Below are 15,711 nucleotides of genomic sequence, written 5' to 3' on the forward strand. Positions count from 1 at the left end.
GTGGCCGACCCGCAGATGATCCGTCAGCCCAACTCGGCGAGCAGCCGTTCCACCTCGTGCCGGTCTGGCACGTCGATCTGCCGGTACAGGGACAGTGCTCGGGTCAGGTGCGCACGGGCCGCCGCCGGGTCGGTGTCGCGTACGCACCGGGCGATGCCCTGAAGCGCCCGGGCCTGCTCGTAGCGGGCGCCCAGCCGGCCGGCGTCGACGAGTACCCGGCGGTGCAGGTCGAGCGCGCTGGCGGCATCTCCCTGCGCCAGCATGGCCACGGCCAGCAGGTTGCGCGAGGCGCACTGGCCGATCCGGTCGCCGGCCTCCATCATCGCCACCAACGCGTCCCGGTGCAGGGCCGCGGCGCGTTCCGGCTCTCCGGCGTTGCGCTCCATCACGCCCAGCTCGTTGAGCACCTCACCCTGGCCGAACCGATTCCGCACCCTGCGCCGGAAATGCAGCGCGAGTCGAAGAATCCGACGAGCCGGACCGACGTCACCCATCCGATGACGGACGATGCCGAGGTGCCCGAGCGCGTGTGCGATCTGCGGCAGGTCCAGGTCCACCGTCTGACGGGCCAGGACGAGGTGCTGCCGGACCAGGGGCAGCGCCTCGTCGTACCGACCCCAGGCGATGAGTCCCAGGCACAGGTTGTTCAGCAGGTTCGCCAGTTCGTTCGCGTCGCCCCGGCCGGCGATGAGTTCGAGAGCCTCCTCGAACTTCGCCTTGCCCTGCCGGAAGTCGCCGTTCGCGGAATACGACACGGCCAGGTTCCACAGCGTGGTGAGCACTTCGCCGCGCAGCCCGAGCCGGCGACGCAGTTCGAGTGCCACGTCCATCGCTCTGATCGCCTCGGGGAAGCGGGCAAGCCGGAAGTACGCCGACGCAAGGTAGTTCAACATCGTGGCCACCGCCGCCTCGTCGCCCAGTTCCTCGGCGGCTCGTAGGCCAGTCGTGTGGGTCTCGATCAGCTCGTCGAGGTGCCCGCCGTCGAAGTTGAGTCGCCAACAGGCTCGGGCCAGCTGCCAGCACCGAACTCCGAAGCCCTCCTCGGCAGCCAGGCGTACCAGCGCGGTGAGCGCGGCGTGGTTCTCCTCGAACCACGCCGGCCCCTGCGCCACCGGGGCGTCGATCAGATCGGGTCGACCGGGCGTGTGCGCGGGGATGGTGCGGCGGCTGCCCGCCGCCTCGATGGTCCGGGCGATCGCCAGGGTGACAGCCAGGTGGTGGTCGAGCAGCCGCGCCAGGGCGGCCCGACGCTCGGCCTGCCACTCCGGCTCGCCGAGCAGCAGGCGGGCGTACTCGCGGAGCAGGTCGTGCAGGCGGTAGCGGTCCGGCTGCACCTCCTCGACCAGATGGGCGTCGACCAGCTCGTCCAGCAGGTCTTGCGCGTCCGTCAGGGGCAGCTCGGCGAGGGCTGCGGCCACCCGACCGTCCAGCCACCCGCCGGGGTGGAGACCGAGCAGCGGGAACAGCCGCTGCGCCGCGGGAGTGATCTGCTCGTACGACAACGCGAACGCCCGCCCCACCGACCGCTGCCCCGCGGTCAGTTCGGGCAGCGCTCCCGCTCCGGCGAGCATCCGTTCGGCAAGGTCGGCGACGCGCCAGCGGGGCCGGTGCGCCAGGCGGGCGCCGGCCAGCCGGATCGCGAGCGGCAGGTGGCCGCAGCGCCGCACCACCTCGGCTGCCGCCTCCGGTTCGGCGGCGACCCGCTCCGCGCCGACCACCCGCCCGAGCAGTTCCACGGCCTCGTCGGCGTCGAGCACCGCCAGCGACGACGGGCGACCCTCGTCGAGCCCGACCAGTCGACGACGGCTGGTGATCAGCACCTGGCAGTGCGGACCGTTGGGTAGCAACGGCGCGACCTGGTCGGCGGCGAACGCGTTGTCCAGCACCACCAGGGCACGCAGGCCGGCCAGCTCCGTACGCCACAGCGCCAGTCGGTCGTCGGTGTCCTCCGGTATCCACCTGGTCGGCACGCCGAGCTGACGCAGCAGGGCGGCTGCGGCCGTCGCCGGTGTCAACGGGTCACGCTCACTGTGCCCGTGCAGGTCGATGAAGAGCTGAGCGTCCGGGTACCGCTCGGCCAGGGCGCTGGCGACGTGCACGGCGAGCGTCGTCTTGCCGCTGCCGGCCATGCCGTCGATCACCTGGATCCGGGTACCGTCCTCCTCGATCTCCTTGACCAGGCGGGCCACCGTCTCCCGCCGGCCGATGAAGTCGCCGATCGCCCGGGGCAGCGACCGTACCGGCCCCGTCGACCGGCCGTCCCGACCGGCCAGAGCCAGATCACCGGCGAGTACGCGTTGGTGCAGCTCCTGCAGATCGGCGCCCGGTTCGAGGCCCAGCTCGTCGGCGTAGAACTGCCGGCCCTCCCGGTAGACCGCGAGCGCGTCGGCCTGCCGACCGACCGAGGAGAGCGCGAGCATCAACTGACCCCGCAGCCGGTCCCGCAGCGGATGTTGATCGACGCTCTCGGTCAACTCCTCGATCAACTCGGCGGCCCGCCCGAGGCGCAGCTCGACGTCGACGCACTCCTCCAGCACGGTGAGCCGCTGTTCGTCGAGCGCCTGCGCCCGGCGACGGACGCTGCGGCTGGTGATGCCGCTGCAGGCCGGCCCCCGCCACCGGGCCAGGGCGGCCCGGAAGTGCGTACGGGCTTCGACCAGACGACCGGCCGCGACGGCGGCACGGGCCGCCTCGACACCCCGGGTGAACAGGTGCGCGTCCAGGTCGGCGGGGTCGGTACGCACGCCGTACCCGGCCGGGTCGGTGACTATGGTTTCCGGGGCCAGCCCCAGCTCGCTGAACCGGCGACGCAACCGCGACACGCAGGTCTGCAACTGGGCACGGGCGGTGGCCGGAGGATGCTCCTCCCAGACCGCGTCGACCAGTTCCTCGACCGGCACGAGCCGACCGGCGCGGAGCAGCAGCATCGCGAGCACGACCCGGTCCCGGCCGGCGGTAACTGTGGACTCGCCACCGCCGACGCGCAGAGGCCCCAGGATCCCGAACCGCATCTGCTCCCCCGTGTCGACGACACACCAGCCAGCAGCGTAGTCCGGGGATCACAGCCCGACATCGCCCGGTGATAGTGATCTGAGAGCGAATCGAGCGTGGCGCATCGCAGACTTGTCCAGGTTGCCGGTGACGACATCCGACGGGGGCGGTGCGCCCCTCCCACCCCCCAGCGGGCGGGCGTACCGATGTCGGTGGAGGTGCTACCGACGCAAGAGGCGCCAGGTGCGAGCCTGGCGCCTCTTCGCGTGACGGAACGGTCAGCGGCGGCCGACGGTGAGCACCGGCTTGGTGACCTCGGCGAAGAAGTCGTTGCCCTTGTCGTCGACCACGATGAAGGCGGGGAAGTCCTCGACCTCGATCTTCCAGACCGCCTCCATGCCCAGCTCCGGGTATTCGAGGACCTCGACGTGCTTGATGCAGTCCTGGGCGAGGCGGGCGGCGGGGCCGCCGATGGAGCCGAGGTAGAACCCGCCGTGCTGCTGGCAGGAGCGGGTCACCTGACCGGACCGGTTGCCCTTGGCCAGCATCACCTGCGAACCACCGGCGGCCTGGAACTTCTCCACGTACGCGTCCATCCGCCCGGCAGTGGTCGGGCCGAACGAGCCGGACGCGTACCCCTCGGGGGTCTTCGCCGGGCCGGCGTAGTAGACCGCGTGGTCGCGCAGGTACTGCGGCATCGGCTCGCCGGCGTCCAGCCGCTCGGCGATCTTGGCGTGGGCGATGTCGCGGGCCACCACCAGCGGGCCGGACAGCGACAGTCGGGTCTTCACCGGGTACTTGGACAGCTCGGCGCGGATCTCGTCCATCGGCCGGTTCAGGTCCACCCGGACGACCATCTCGGAGTCGAGGGTGTCGTCGGTGACGTCGGGCAGGAACCGGGCCGGGTCGGTCTCCAGTCGCTCCAGCCAGACGCCCGACGGGGTGATCTTGGCGACGGCCTGCCGGTCGGCCGAGCAGGAGACGGCGATCGCCACCGGGCACGAGGCGCCGTGCCGGGGCAGCCGGACCACCCGCACGTCGTGGCAGAAGTACCGGCCGCCGAACTGCGCGCCGATGCCGAAGTTGCGGGTCAGCTCCAGCACCTCCGCCTCCAGCTCCAGGTCCCGGAAGCCGTGGGCGCTCATCGAACCCTGCGTCGGCAGCGCGTCCAGATACTTGGCGGAGGCGTACTTCGCGGTCTTCAGCGCGTATTCGGCGGAGGTGCCGCCGATGACGATGGCCAGGTGGTACGGCGGGCAGGCGGCAGTGCCGATCAGCCGCAGCTTCTCCTCCAGGAACTGCATCATCCGCGTCGGGTTGAGCAGCGCCTTGGTCTCCTGGTACAGGTACGACTTGTTGGCCGAGCCGCCGCCCTTGGCCATGAACAGGAACTTGTACGCGTCGGGGTGCCCGTCCGGGTCCTCGGCGTACAACTCCACCTGGGCCGGCAGGTTGCTGCCGGTGTTCCGCTCGTCCCACATGGTCAGCGGGGCGAGCTGGGAGTAGCGCAGGTTGAGCTTCGTGTACGCCTGGTAGACGCCGCGCGAGATGGCTTCGGCGTCGGCCCCGTCGGTCAGCACGTGCCGGCCACGCTTGCCCATCACGATCGCGGTGCCGGTGTCCTGGCACATCGGCAGCACCCCGCCGGCGGCGATGTTGGCGTTGCGCAGCAGGTCCAACGCGACGAACCGGTCGTTCGGCGACGCGGCCGGGTCGTCGATGATCGCCCGGAGCTGGGCCAGGTGCGCCGGGCGCAGGAAGTGCGCGATGTCGTGCATCGCCTCGGCGGTCAGCGCGGTGAGCGCGGCCGGCTCCACGGTGAGGAAACGACGGCCCCCCGGGCCGTGTACGACGTCCACGCCCTCGTCGGTGACCAGGCGATAGTCCGTCTGGTCGGGACCGGTCGGCAGCAGAGGGGCGTACGAGAATGCGGCGGCACTGCTCATGAGCGGCAAGCCTAGGGCAGACCGGTCGATCATTCCCACCCGCCGGGCTGGGTCTGGGACGCCGCTCTCATCCCCCGGGCCCCGGCGCACTGGGCGCACCGGTGTCGTGCCCGCTCAGCCGTCCTTGCCGCTGCCGGGATCGGGGCACAGTTCACGCTTGGGCCCGCAGTTGTCGTCGCCGTCGTTGCCGTCGTTGCCCCGGCCGGGGCCGGTGCCGCCGGGGCCGGGGTTGCCACCGTCGCCGGGAGGCGGGACGGGGGCGCTTCCAGTGGCGCCGAAGCGGACGTACCCGATCTCCCGCCCCTCACCGATGATCATTCCCTGCGATCCGACGGCGAGAGCGTTCGCGGAGGTCCGCAGGACCGCCAGTTCCCGGCCGCTGCGCGGGTCGAGGGCGACCAACCTCGACGGCTTCTCGTCGGCGAGCACCGCCGCGTACGGGGTGAGTGCCGCGCCGGACTTGGCACCTGCCGGACGGGTCCACCGCACCCGGTCGGCGCCGAGGTCACGCGACACCACCGAGCGCTTGTCCGCGGAGCGGAACACCGCGTAGCGGTCGTCGACCGCGACGAGCTTGGTGCTCGCCTCACCGACCCAGAGAAGCCGCCCGTCGTACCCGTCGATGACCGCCTCGCGGCCGTCCGGGCCCACGCCGATCAGCACGTTGCGCGCCCCCTGCGGGTCCTCGCGCTGGACGCAGCCGGCGGTGTCGGCGGTGCGCAGGTTGACCCCGGCCCGCTGCCACGCCTCCTGCCCTGTCGCCGGGTCCCGCGCCGAGATGGTGAAGTAGCAGGTGCCGTCCTGGGAGCGGGCGGCGATCCGCAACATCCGGCCGCCCACCACGGAGAGCCGCTCGTCCCGGCCCGGCTCGACGTTCTGCAGCACCCGGCCGGTGGCGGTGTCCACGACGTGCACCCGACCGTCGACCGGGAAGCCGAGCAGCGGAGGCACCGGCTCCGGCCCGGCCACCCCGTCGTCGATGCGGGTGGCGCCGAGCCGGCGGGTGCCGCGCAGGCCCGGGTTGTCGGCGAGCAGCCCGCTGTGCACGCCGGGCAGGAAGGCAGTCCACAGTGGGGCGGTGCCCCGCGGGTCCCACGCGCTCAGGGTGCAGTCGGTGGCGTCCGTGCAGCGGGCGTCCAGCAGCAGGTTGCGGTACGTCCACACGGCCACCGCGTCGTCGTCGCGTCGCCGGGTCGCCCCGGTGGTCGGGTCGAGCAGCTCGTACCCCTTGACCAGGAGCTTGCCCACGGCGACGACCGGGTCGGAGTCGCCGCCCGCGACCGCCGACCAGTCCGCCTTGCGTTCCCAGAGCTGGGCGCCGGTGGCCAGGCTGCGGGCCTCCACCCGGGTGCGCTGCTCGACCACGACGGCGTCCCCGGCGATGGTCACGCTGCGCGGGGTGCCGCCGACCCGCTGCTGCCAGACCACGTCCGGCTCGGAGATGGGTTCGCTGCGGTCCACCCACTCCCACAGGCCGGGGAACGGGTTCCACACGCCGGTGGCGGCGAGCGCGACGACCACGGCGAGGCCGACCAGCAGCCCGCCGCGCACGCTCCCCTTCGCCACCCGCACACCGTAGCCACGATCACGGATCTTCCGTACGCCCGCGCCGCCGTGTCGCCGCGCTTTCTGGGGCCGAAGGTGTTACGGGGGTGTTCGTCCCTCGGCCCGGACAGCGCTGCGCACCAGCGGCAGCGTGCGGTACGGGATCTGCTCGGCCAGCGCGATGATCGTCGACGCGCGGGTGATGCCGGCCGACGAGACGATCTGGTCGATGACCCGTTGCAGGTCGGTGTTGGAGCGGGCCACGATCCGGCAGAGCAGGTCGCTGGAGCCGGTGATGGTGTGCGCCTCCAGCACCTCGGGGATCGCCGCGAGGTGGGCGGTGACCGGGTCGTGCCCCTGCCGTTGACTGATCTCCAGCGTGACGAAGCTGGTCACCCCGAATCCGATCGCGGCAGGCGAGATCTCCGGGCCGAAGCCACCGATGACACCCCTGTCGACAAGCTTGTCCAGCCGGGCCTGCACGGTGCCCCGGGCCACGCCGAGCCGCCGGGAGCACTCCAGGACCCCGATCCGCGGCTCCTCGGCGAGCAGTTCGACCAATCGCACGTCGAGGACGTCGAGCTGCACAGCTTGCTCACCCTTCACGGGTTCAGACCATACCGAATGCACAACCTGACCAGCATTTACACCGACAGTTGCCCACTCGATGCCCGCACCGCGATCCTTCGGTCAAGAACCGGCCCACGAGGCCGGCCGGTACGCGAGGGAGGCCACCATGACCCAGGCGATCGACCGACCCCAGTCGACCGAGGACGTCGACGTCGACCGGCTCGTCGGCGCTGTCGACCACGACATCAGCCACGACCCGTTCCCCGTCCGTGGGCTCGACCACGTGCACTTCCTGGTCGGCAACGCCAAGCAGGCCGCGCACTACTACTCCACCGCCTTCGGCATGACCTGCATGGCGTACCGGGGCCCGGAGCAGGGCTACCGCGACCACGCCCAGTACGTGCTGACCAGCGGCTCGGCCCGGTTCGTGCTGACCGGCGCGGTGCGCCCGGACGCCGACGGCGCCGAGCACGTGGCGAAGCACAGCGACGGGATCAGCGACATCGCGCTGGAGGTGCCGGACGTCGACGCCGCGTACGCGCACGCCGTCGCCCAGGGCGCCACCGGCGTCGTCGAGCCCCATGAGGTGAGCGACGAGAACGGCACCGTCCGGATGGCCGCCATCGCCGCGTACGGCGACACCCGGCACACCCTTGTCGACCGGTCCCGCTACCGCGGCCCGTTCCTGCCCGGCTTCGTGGCCCGCGGCCCGATCGTCGACCGGCAGCCGATGATCGACGCCGGCATTCAGCCGAAGCGGTTCTTCCAGGCCGTCGACCACGTGGTCGGCAACGTGGAGCTGGGCCGGATGGACGAGTGGGTCGAGTTCTACAAGCGGGTCATGGGCTTCTCCAACATGGCGGAGTTCATCGGCGACGACATCGCCACCGACTACTCGGCGCTGATGAGCAAGGTCGTCGCGAACGGCACCCGCAAGGTAAAGTTCCCGCTCAACGAGCCGGCCATCGCCCGCAAGAAGTCGCAGATCGACGAGTACCTGGAGTTCTACCAGGGCCCCGGCGCCCAGCACATCGCCGTCGCCACCAACGACATCGTGGCCAGCGTCGACGCGATGCGCGCCGCCGGCGTTGAGTTCCTGGACACCCCGGACTCGTATTACGAGGACCCGGAGCTGCGGGCCCGCATCGGCAACGTGCGGGTGCCGATCGAGGAGCTGAAGGCCCGCAAGATCCTGGTCGACCGGGACGAGGACGGCTACCTGCTGCAGATCTTCACCAAGCCGGTGCAGGACCGCCCGACCGTCTTCTTCGAGCTGATCGAGCGGCACGGCTCGCTGGGCTTCGGCAAGGGCAACTTCAAGGCCCTCTTCCAGGCCATCGAGCGGGAGCAGGAAGCCCGCGGCAACCTGTAACACTGTCGAGCGTGACGCAGCCTCCGCCGTACCCGACGCCGCCGGTCGGTGGGCCCCCGCCCGCCGCCGGCGGCGTCGCGCCGCCGCCCGGACAGATCCCCCAGGGGTACGCCGTGCCGCCGCACCACGCCCCACCCGGGTACGCGATCCCACCGCAGTACGCGCCGCCCGGCTACGGCCCACCGCCGTGGTATCCCGGCCCACCCCGGCCGGTGGCCCCGCCGCCGACGCTGAGCCCCGGTGGGCAGCCGCTCGCCAGCTTCACCGACCGGCTGCTGGCCACCCTGATCGACTACGCGGTCTTCATGGTGATCGGCATGGTGTTCACCGTGCCCGCGATGATCTACTTCTTCGTCGTCATCGCGCCGGACCTGTTCCAGGTCGCGGCGGACGGCACCGTGGCCGAGCCGGACTTCTACCGCGACCTCGTGCTGCCCCTGCTGTGGCTGGAACTCGCGATCTTCGCGGCTTCGCTCGTGCTCTCGTACGTGTACTACGTCGAGATGATGTTCCGGACCGGCCAGACCCTCGGCAAGAAGACCATGAAGTTGCGGGTCGTGCCGCTCGATCCGACCCGCACCCTCGACCGCTGGACCGCCGCCAAGCGGTTCCTGGTGCAGCAACTCGCCGGCCTGGTGCCCGGGGGCAGCTACCTCGACGGGTTCTGGCAGCTCTGGAACAAGCCCTGGCAGCAGTGCCTCCACGACAAGGCCGCCGAAACGATCGTCGTTAAGGTTGCCTCGTGAGCGAGCGAACCAGCAGGTACAGCAGCGGAGCGTCGGCGTGAGCGTGCAACCCGGCTGGTATGTCGACCCCGCCGACACCGAGACCCGGCGGTACTGGGACGGCGAGGGCTGGCTCGGCGCACCCATTCCCGTCGACGCCACCCCGCCGGACGGACCGCCGCCGGCCGAGCCGCCGCCCGCACCGGTCACCCCTGCCGCTCCGGCCACCGACCAACCGGTGAGCACCGCGCCGGGCTGGCCTCCGCACTCCGGGCCGGCCTCGCAACCGGGGCACGGTCCGGTCGGCGCGGGTGGGGGCCCGCAGGCCGGCCCACCCGGCTGGACGCCGCAGGGCGTGCCGCCCGGCTGGGCGCCGCAGGCCGGTCCTCCCGGCTGGACGCCGCAGGGCGTGCCGCCGGGCTGGGCGCCGCAGGGCGGTCCCCCGGGCTGGCTCGGCCGACCGCCCGAGCCCCGGCCGCACGGGCTCAGGTTGGCCGGTTACGGCCGCCGGCTCGTCGCCCGGCTGATCGACTTCGGTCTCGTGTTCGCGCTGAACGTGCTGGTCAACGGCTGGTTCGTCTGGCGGTGGCTGGACGAGCTGATGCCGTACTGGCGGGAGGCGTTCCGGCGCGGCCTGGAGGGCAACACCTCCACCGAGGGGATGCCACCGATCAGCGAGCAGACCGGGCTCCTCCAGGTGGTGATCGTGGTGATCGCCACCGCGCTGTGGCTGGCGTACGAGGTGCCCGCCATGGCGGCCAACGGGCAGACCATCGGCAAGCGGCTGATGCGGATCAAGGCGGTCCCGATCGCCGCCGACCAGCCGTTGGGCTTCGGTCGGGCGCTGACCCGCTGGACGACACTGGGCCTGCCCACCCTGCTCTGGTACTGCGCCGGGCTCGGCCTGCTGCTGCAACTTGTCGACTCCCTGTCCCCGCTCTTCGACCACCCGCTGCGCCGGGCGCTGCACGACAAGCGCGCGCAGACGGTGGTCGTCGAGGTCCCCGACACCGCCGCTTCCCCCGCCCCAGACGACCACCCCCAGCCCTCGGGAGACACGCCATGACCGACTCCGGACGTCACGAGCCCGCGCTGCGACTGACCCGCGCCGACCTGGACGCGCTGCCCAACTACGTGCCGGGGCGCAGCCCTGCCGACCTCGCGCGCGAACTGGGTCTGCCGGAGGCCATCAAGCTGGCCAGCAACGAGGTGCCGTACGGGCCGCTGCCCGGTGTGGTCGAGGCGGTCACCGAGGCGGTCATGGCCTCGCACCGTTACCCGGACATGGGCGTTGTCGCGCTGCGCGACGCGTTGGCGCAGCGCTACGGCGTGGACGCGGACCGGATCGCCACCGGCTGCGGGTCGGTGGCACTCGCCGAGCACCTCGTCCGGGCCACCTGCCTGCCCGGCGACGAGGTCCTCTACTCGTGGCGGTCGTTCGAGGCGTACCCGATCATCGCGGCGACCAGCGGCGCGACGAGCGTGCGGGTGTCCAACGACGCCGGGCACGGGCACGACCTGGCGGCCATGGCGGCGGCGGTGACCGACCGGACCCGGATGATCCTGGTCTGCAACCCGAACAACCCCACCGGCACTGCCGTACGCCGGGACGAGCTGGACCGGTTCCTCGACGCGGTGCCGGACGACGTGCTGGTGGTCATCGACGAGGCGTACCGGGAGTTCGTCACCGACGCCGAGGTGCCGGACGGTCTCGACTACCTCGACCGGCCGAACGTGGCGGTGCTGCGCACCCTGTCCAAGGCGTGGGGCCTGGCCGGGCTCCGGATCGGCTGGCTGGTCGCCCAGCCGGCGGTGGCGGCGGCCATCCGCAAGGTGGTCACGCCGTTCTCGACGAGCACGGCCGCCCAGGCGGGCGCGCTCGCGGCGCTGACCCAGGCCGGCGAGATGGAGCGCCGCTGCGCGCTTGTCGTCGCCGAGCGGGACCGGGTCACCGAGGCGCTGCGCAAGTTCGTGCCGGACGTGCCGACCAGCCAGGCCAACTTCGTCTGGCTGCCGCTGGGCGAGAAGGCCGTGGCGTTCGGCAAGGCGTGCGAGGCGCGCGGGGTGATCGTCCGGCCGTTCGCCGGGGACGGCGTGCGGGTCACCATCGGCACTCCGGCCGAGAACGACGCGTTCCTGGCCGCCGCGGAGGCGGCGCTCACCTGAGCGGACGCGGTGTGACCAACCGATGACATAAGACTGTTTTGTCCAGTTTTGCGTGTTATTTGCCCTATCTTCCGAAGTAGCCGGCGCGGCGCGGACCCGCGCCGGCTCACTTCGAGAAAACGGGGTAACGAACAGTGCGTACTGCCAAGATCTGTCTCGCCGGAGCGGCCGCCGCCGCGATGGTCGGCTTCCTCGCCGCACCCGCCGTCGCGGCGCCCACCGACACCACGACGGTCACCTTCGAGGTCCTCGTCGGCACCCTCGACATCGACGCGCCGGCCACCGCCGACCTGGGCACCGGCGCACCCGGCGGCACCATCACCGGCCCGCTCGGCACGGTGACCGTTACCGATTCCCGAGGCGCCGCCGACGCGTCCTGGGTCGCCTCGGTGACGGCGACTGTCTTCCAGACCGGCGGTGGTTCTCCTCCCGAGACGGTCCTGCCGTCCGAGATCGACTACTGGTCCGGCCCGGCGACCGCCACCACTGGTGACGGCACCTTCACGCCCGGACAGGCCACCGCCGGCGACGCGGCGCCGCTGGACAGCGTCACTCCGCTCACCGCGTTCACCCACTCCGGCGGCACGGGCGGCAACACCGCCTCCTGGAACCCCACCCTGGTGGTCAACGTCCCGCTGGACAGCATCGCGGGCGTCTACACCGGCACGGTGACACATTCGGTGGCGTGACCGCCGGGGGCGGTCGACCATCGCGGTCGCGCTCGCCCTGTTCTGCCTCGCCGGTCCGGGTCTATCGACCCGGGCCGGTGCGGCCGAGCCGGCTGCGGGATCGGACGAGGGCAGCATCGGGATCCGGTTGCTGGAGGCCCCGACCGACCGCCGCGACGACCCGCGGGCGCTGCGCTACATCGTCGACCACCTACCGCCGGGCACCACGATCAAGCGGCAACTGCTGATCGTCAACCGGACCGGCGAGCCGCGCCACGTCGACGTGTACCCGGCAGCGGCGACCCTGGAGGGTTCGGCGTTCACCTTCGGTGAGGGCCGCGCGGCAAACGAGCTGACGTCCTGGACCACCATCGACCGCAGCGCCGTGGAGCTGGAACCGTGGGGCGAGGCCCGGGTGCGGGCCACCATCACCGTGCCACCGCCCGCCTCCCGGGGCGAGCGGTACGGGGTGCTCTGGGCGTCCACCACCTCGACACCCCGGGCGAGCGGCGAGGTCAAGCAGATCCACCGGGTCGGCGTCCGGATGTATCTCGACGTCGGTCCCGGTGGCGAACCGGCCTCCGACTTCGCGATCGGCGACCTGCGGCCGGCCCGTGGCCCCGAGGGCGTGCCGTCGCTGACCGTCCAGGTCACCAACACCGGCGGCCGTGCCGTCGACCTGACCGGCGCGATAACCCTGAGCGACGGACCGGCCGGCAGCCGGGCCGGCCCGTTCCCGGTCGGGGAGGGCGTCACCCTGCCCCCGGGTGGCACCGGACAGGTCGTCGCCCGGTTTCCCGCCGAGTTGCCGAACGGCCCCTGGAAAGCCGAGGTGCACCTGGAGAGCGGTCTGGTGAAGCGGAATCTGACCGCACAGATCCGGTTCCCCGACCCGGGTCAGGTTGGCCGCAAGGGCAGCGTCGTCTCCCGCATGCTGTCCCCCTGGACGCTGGGGGCGACAGTCGCGGCACTGCTGCTGGCCACCGGTCTCACGCTGCTCCTGCGTCGGTCCCGCCGGTCCCGTCGCTCCCCCGCCGCCGCGCCCCGCGAGCGGGTCCCGGCGGGACGCTGACATCCGCCGGGATACGTCAGCTGGGTCGGCGGCGGCGTGCGGCAAGCCAACCGACGGCCAGCAGGGTCAGGCCCAGCGCGGCGAGGAGCAGGACCGACCCACCCGAGCCGGTGACCGGCAACTCTCCACCGTGGCTGGGCGTCGGAGGGTGCGGGTGCCGGGTCGGAGTCGGCGTCGGCGTGGTCGGGGTGGCGGTCGGCGTGGCCGGCACCACCTCGAAGGTGACACCCGTGTCGTCCGACGGCGCGACCCGCACGGCGGCGAACGCGCTGGCCGACGTCCCATCCGACACGAGCGCCGGCGGCACCGTGATCACGAGGCCCGCGGTCGCGGCGAGCACGCCGCCGACCCACCATCTGGCTGCCCTGCTGGCCATGCGCCGACCCCTCTCACCGGAAACCTGAACCGTGAGAAAAGTACCTTTTCTGGTCAGAGTGGGTGAAAGTTTCATGACCCGGTGCCCCGATCAGGTGGCGGCCAGGATCACCGCCTCGGAGGTCAGGTAGTAGCGCTGGTCGTCGCCGTTCGGGTCGACCGGCTCACGCAGCCGTTCCACCGCGACGTAGCCGTCCTCGGCCCAGACCGCCCCGGGCGCCCAGCCCGTGCCGTCCGAGCCCACGTTGAGCGTGTAACGGGAGAGCAGCGCCCCGGTCACCGGGTCGAGTGTCACCAGCTCGTTGGCCTCGGTCAGCAGATGCGCCCGGCCGGGCTGCACCGCGAGCACCCGCGCCGGTCCCAGGCCGGCGAAACGCCACAGCTCGGCGCCCGTCCGCGCCGACCGCCCCACCGCCACCCCGTCGACGACGGCGATGGCCTGGTCACCGGCCAGCGTGGCCCCGGCCGGGTCCAGCGCGGGCGCGGCCAGCGGCCCGCCACCGCCCAGCAGCCAGCCCCGGCCACCGGCGTCCCCGGGGCCGGCGGTCCGCAGGCCCAGACAGCCCGACCGGCCGGTACGACAACCGAGTGAAGTGACCACCAGCCGATCCGGGCCGCCCGGCGGTCGCCAACGCTCGCCCACCACACCCGTCGCGGCATCCCGGAACTCGACAGTGGCCGGCCCGGCGCAGGCGTCCAGGCCGATCACCTGCCCGGTCGCCGTGGTGCCGAGGTCGCTGCGGCAGGCGCCGGGCAGATCGGCTCGCCACAGTTCCCGACCGCCGGCCACCTCCACCCCGCGGGCCTGCGTGTCACCGGTGACCGTCAGCACCGTCCGGCCGTCCGCCAGGTCGGTGACTAGGAGCCCGCGCGCGTCCCAGACCGTCGCGGCCCCGGTCCGCCGGATCACCTCCGGGTTCTCGGCGGGCACCGGACCGTCGGCCCGCCACCGCACCCGCCCGGTCGACGCGTCGAGCGCGACGAGCCGGCCGTCGGACCAGCGACTGATCACTGTGCTGCCGCTCGCCACCACCCCGGTCAGCTCCGCCGGCCAGCGCCGGTACGACCAGTACGGCGTTGTCCGGTGCCGGCCGTCGACCGGGCGGTCGGCGTAGACCTGGCGGTGTGCGGCGTACACCCGCAGCCTGCCGTCCACGATCAACGGGGCGACCGGCAGCCGACCGACCACACCTGCGGCCGGCCGGGGCGCGGCCGGATACGCGCCGTGCGCCGGCGTGCTCACCTCGGCCGGCGCGAGCACCCGGTGGACGATGACCGCGACGGCTGCCACGGCGAGCAGCACCACCGCCGCCAGCACGAGCCGTCGTCGGCCCCTCGGGAACCCCATGCCGCACCTCCGCCCGGCACCCTACCCAGCGCAACCGACCGGACCCCGGCCAGGTTGTCCGGGACGCGGTGCGCGGGCGAATGGGTCAGGCGGCCTCGACCGAGCCGAGAGTGCCGGCCGCGACGGCCAGGTCGGCGAGGTCGCGCCGGAGCGCCACCTCGACCGCCCGGGCGGCGAGGCCACCGAGCAGCAGCGCCACCACCCGGCCGTACGGATCGGTGGGCACGGCCTCCTGGGTGACGGTGACCGCCGTGCGGGCGCGGCGGCGACGTCGGACCGGCCGCAGGCTCCAGGTGATCCGGTAGTCCGCGCCGGCACCTGAGGAACAGAGCACCAGACGCTGCGGCGCGAGCGCCTCCACCACCAGAAACTCCTCGGTGAGGGTGCCGCCGCCCGGCTGGGCGCGCGCCTCGCGCCAGGCGGTGCCCGGTCCGAACGGGCCCGGGGTCAGCACCTCGACCGGGCCGGCCGCGCTGAGGCGGGTGGCCCGGCCGGGCAGGTCGGTCAGCAGCCGCCAGACATCGACAGCGTGCGCCTCGATGAACCCGGTAACCGCCACCGTCGACATGCTGCCCTCCCGTGTCGTCGACGGTACGCGCGGTGCGGGCCGGACGAGGCCCCCGGACGGAATTTTCACCGTCCGGAGGCCCCGTTGTCCGTTCCGGCTGTCGCCTGGCACCGATCGTGCACGAATGCCCGGCGTGCCGGTCAGCGGTCGAAGCGACCACCCCTGATCGCGCCGATGAACGCTGTCCACCCCGGCGGGCTGACGGCCAGCGTGGGGCCGGCCTGGTCCTTCGAGTCGCGCAGAGCGACCAGACCGAGGACGTCGACCAGGTTGTCCGCAACCTCCACGCAGAGCCCCTGGTCGTTGGAACGGCTGCTGGTGCGCCAGAGCGCTCCGGTGAGATCGTGCATCGTCGTTACCTCCGT

Annotated in this window: 14 protein-coding genes; 6 read left to right on the forward strand and 8 right to left on the reverse strand. The window is 72.6% G+C overall.

The genetic code is table 11. The features are described from left to right. Positions 1-23: 23 nt before the first annotated feature. The 4 genes from ACLQ27_RS11320 to ACLQ27_RS11335 form a co-directional block, all read right to left on the reverse strand. Positions 24-3,011, reverse strand: a complete 2,988-nt coding sequence (locus ACLQ27_RS11320) for a BTAD domain-containing putative transcriptional regulator (protein ID WP_425866628.1) — start codon at positions 3,009-3,011, stop codon at positions 24-26. A 258-nt stretch (positions 3,012-3,269) separates the two neighbouring features. Continuing rightward, a complete protein-coding gene (locus ACLQ27_RS11325; protein WP_234583383.1) occupies positions 3,270-4,937 on the reverse strand; it encodes a fumarate hydratase in 1,668 nt (555 codons plus the stop codon). A gap of 114 nt (positions 4,938-5,051) precedes the next feature. Beyond that, a complete protein-coding gene (locus tag ACLQ27_RS11330) occupies positions 5,052-6,509 on the reverse strand; it encodes a PQQ-binding-like beta-propeller repeat protein (RefSeq protein WP_425866631.1) in 1,458 nt (485 codons plus the stop codon). 72 nt (positions 6,510-6,581) lie between these two features. Further along, on the reverse strand, positions 6,582-7,088 hold the full coding sequence (locus tag ACLQ27_RS11335) for an Lrp/AsnC family transcriptional regulator (protein ID WP_425866633.1): 507 nt from the start codon (positions 7,086-7,088) through the stop codon (positions 6,582-6,584). Positions 7,089-7,218: 130 nt separating this feature from the next. On the opposite strand from ACLQ27_RS11335, the gene hppD reads away from it, so the two are divergent. The 6 genes from hppD (at position 7,219) to ACLQ27_RS11365 (ending at position 13,055) form a co-directional block, all read left to right on the forward strand. Next, positions 7,219-8,424, forward strand: coding sequence for a 4-hydroxyphenylpyruvate dioxygenase (gene hppD, locus ACLQ27_RS11340; protein ID WP_425866635.1), 1,206 nt, complete (start codon positions 7,219-7,221; stop codon positions 8,422-8,424). Between the two features lie 11 nt (positions 8,425-8,435). Further along, positions 8,436-9,170, forward strand: a complete 735-nt coding sequence (locus ACLQ27_RS11345) for an RDD family protein (protein ID WP_425866637.1) — start codon at positions 8,436-8,438, stop codon at positions 9,168-9,170. Between the two features lie 37 nt (positions 9,171-9,207). Continuing rightward, positions 9,208-10,215, forward strand: a complete 1,008-nt coding sequence (locus ACLQ27_RS11350; protein WP_425866638.1) for an RDD family protein — start codon at positions 9,208-9,210, stop codon at positions 10,213-10,215. After that, the gene (hisC, locus tag ACLQ27_RS11355; protein WP_425866640.1) at positions 10,212-11,315 is read left to right on the forward strand and encodes a histidinol-phosphate transaminase; all 1,104 of its coding nucleotides are present in this window, start codon (positions 10,212-10,214) and stop codon (positions 11,313-11,315) included. The genes ACLQ27_RS11350 and hisC overlap by 4 nt, the downstream gene beginning before the upstream one ends. A gap of 134 nt (positions 11,316-11,449) precedes the next feature. Beyond that, the gene (locus tag ACLQ27_RS11360) at positions 11,450-12,004 is read left to right on the forward strand and encodes a hypothetical protein (RefSeq protein WP_234583389.1); all 555 of its coding nucleotides are present in this window, start codon (positions 11,450-11,452) and stop codon (positions 12,002-12,004) included. Positions 12,005-12,131: 127 nt separating this feature from the next. After that, positions 12,132-13,055 (forward strand): hypothetical protein, encoded by a 924-nt coding sequence (locus ACLQ27_RS11365; RefSeq protein ID WP_425866642.1) that lies wholly within the window; start codon positions 12,132-12,134, stop codon positions 13,053-13,055. A 16-nt stretch (positions 13,056-13,071) separates the two neighbouring features. Here the strand turns inward: ACLQ27_RS11365 and ACLQ27_RS11370 are convergent, their stop codons facing one another. From ACLQ27_RS11370 to ACLQ27_RS11385, 4 genes are all read right to left on the reverse strand, one after another. Continuing rightward, positions 13,072-13,431: an LPXTG cell wall anchor domain-containing protein gene (locus ACLQ27_RS11370; protein WP_425866644.1), complete on the reverse strand. Its 360-nt coding sequence runs from the start codon at positions 13,429-13,431 to the stop codon at positions 13,072-13,074. Between the two features lie 90 nt (positions 13,432-13,521). Further along, entirely contained in the window at positions 13,522-14,778 is a 1,257-nt protein-coding gene (locus ACLQ27_RS11375) for a PQQ-binding-like beta-propeller repeat protein (RefSeq protein WP_425866646.1), read from the reverse strand. 85 nt (positions 14,779-14,863) lie between these two features. Continuing rightward, positions 14,864-15,346: an SRPBCC family protein gene (locus tag ACLQ27_RS11380; RefSeq protein ID WP_234583393.1), complete on the reverse strand. Its 483-nt coding sequence runs from the start codon at positions 15,344-15,346 to the stop codon at positions 14,864-14,866. Between the two features lie 140 nt (positions 15,347-15,486). Then, positions 15,487-15,696 carry a DUF397 domain-containing protein gene (locus ACLQ27_RS11385; protein ID WP_007466013.1) on the reverse strand — a complete coding sequence of 70 codons (210 nt, stop codon included), beginning with the start codon at positions 15,694-15,696 and terminating at the stop codon, positions 15,487-15,489. Between the last annotated feature and the right edge of the window lie 15 nt (positions 15,697-15,711).

The organism is Micromonospora sp. DT63 (assembly GCF_049841615.1).
Lineage (GTDB): Bacteria > Actinomycetota > Actinomycetes > Mycobacteriales > Micromonosporaceae > Micromonospora.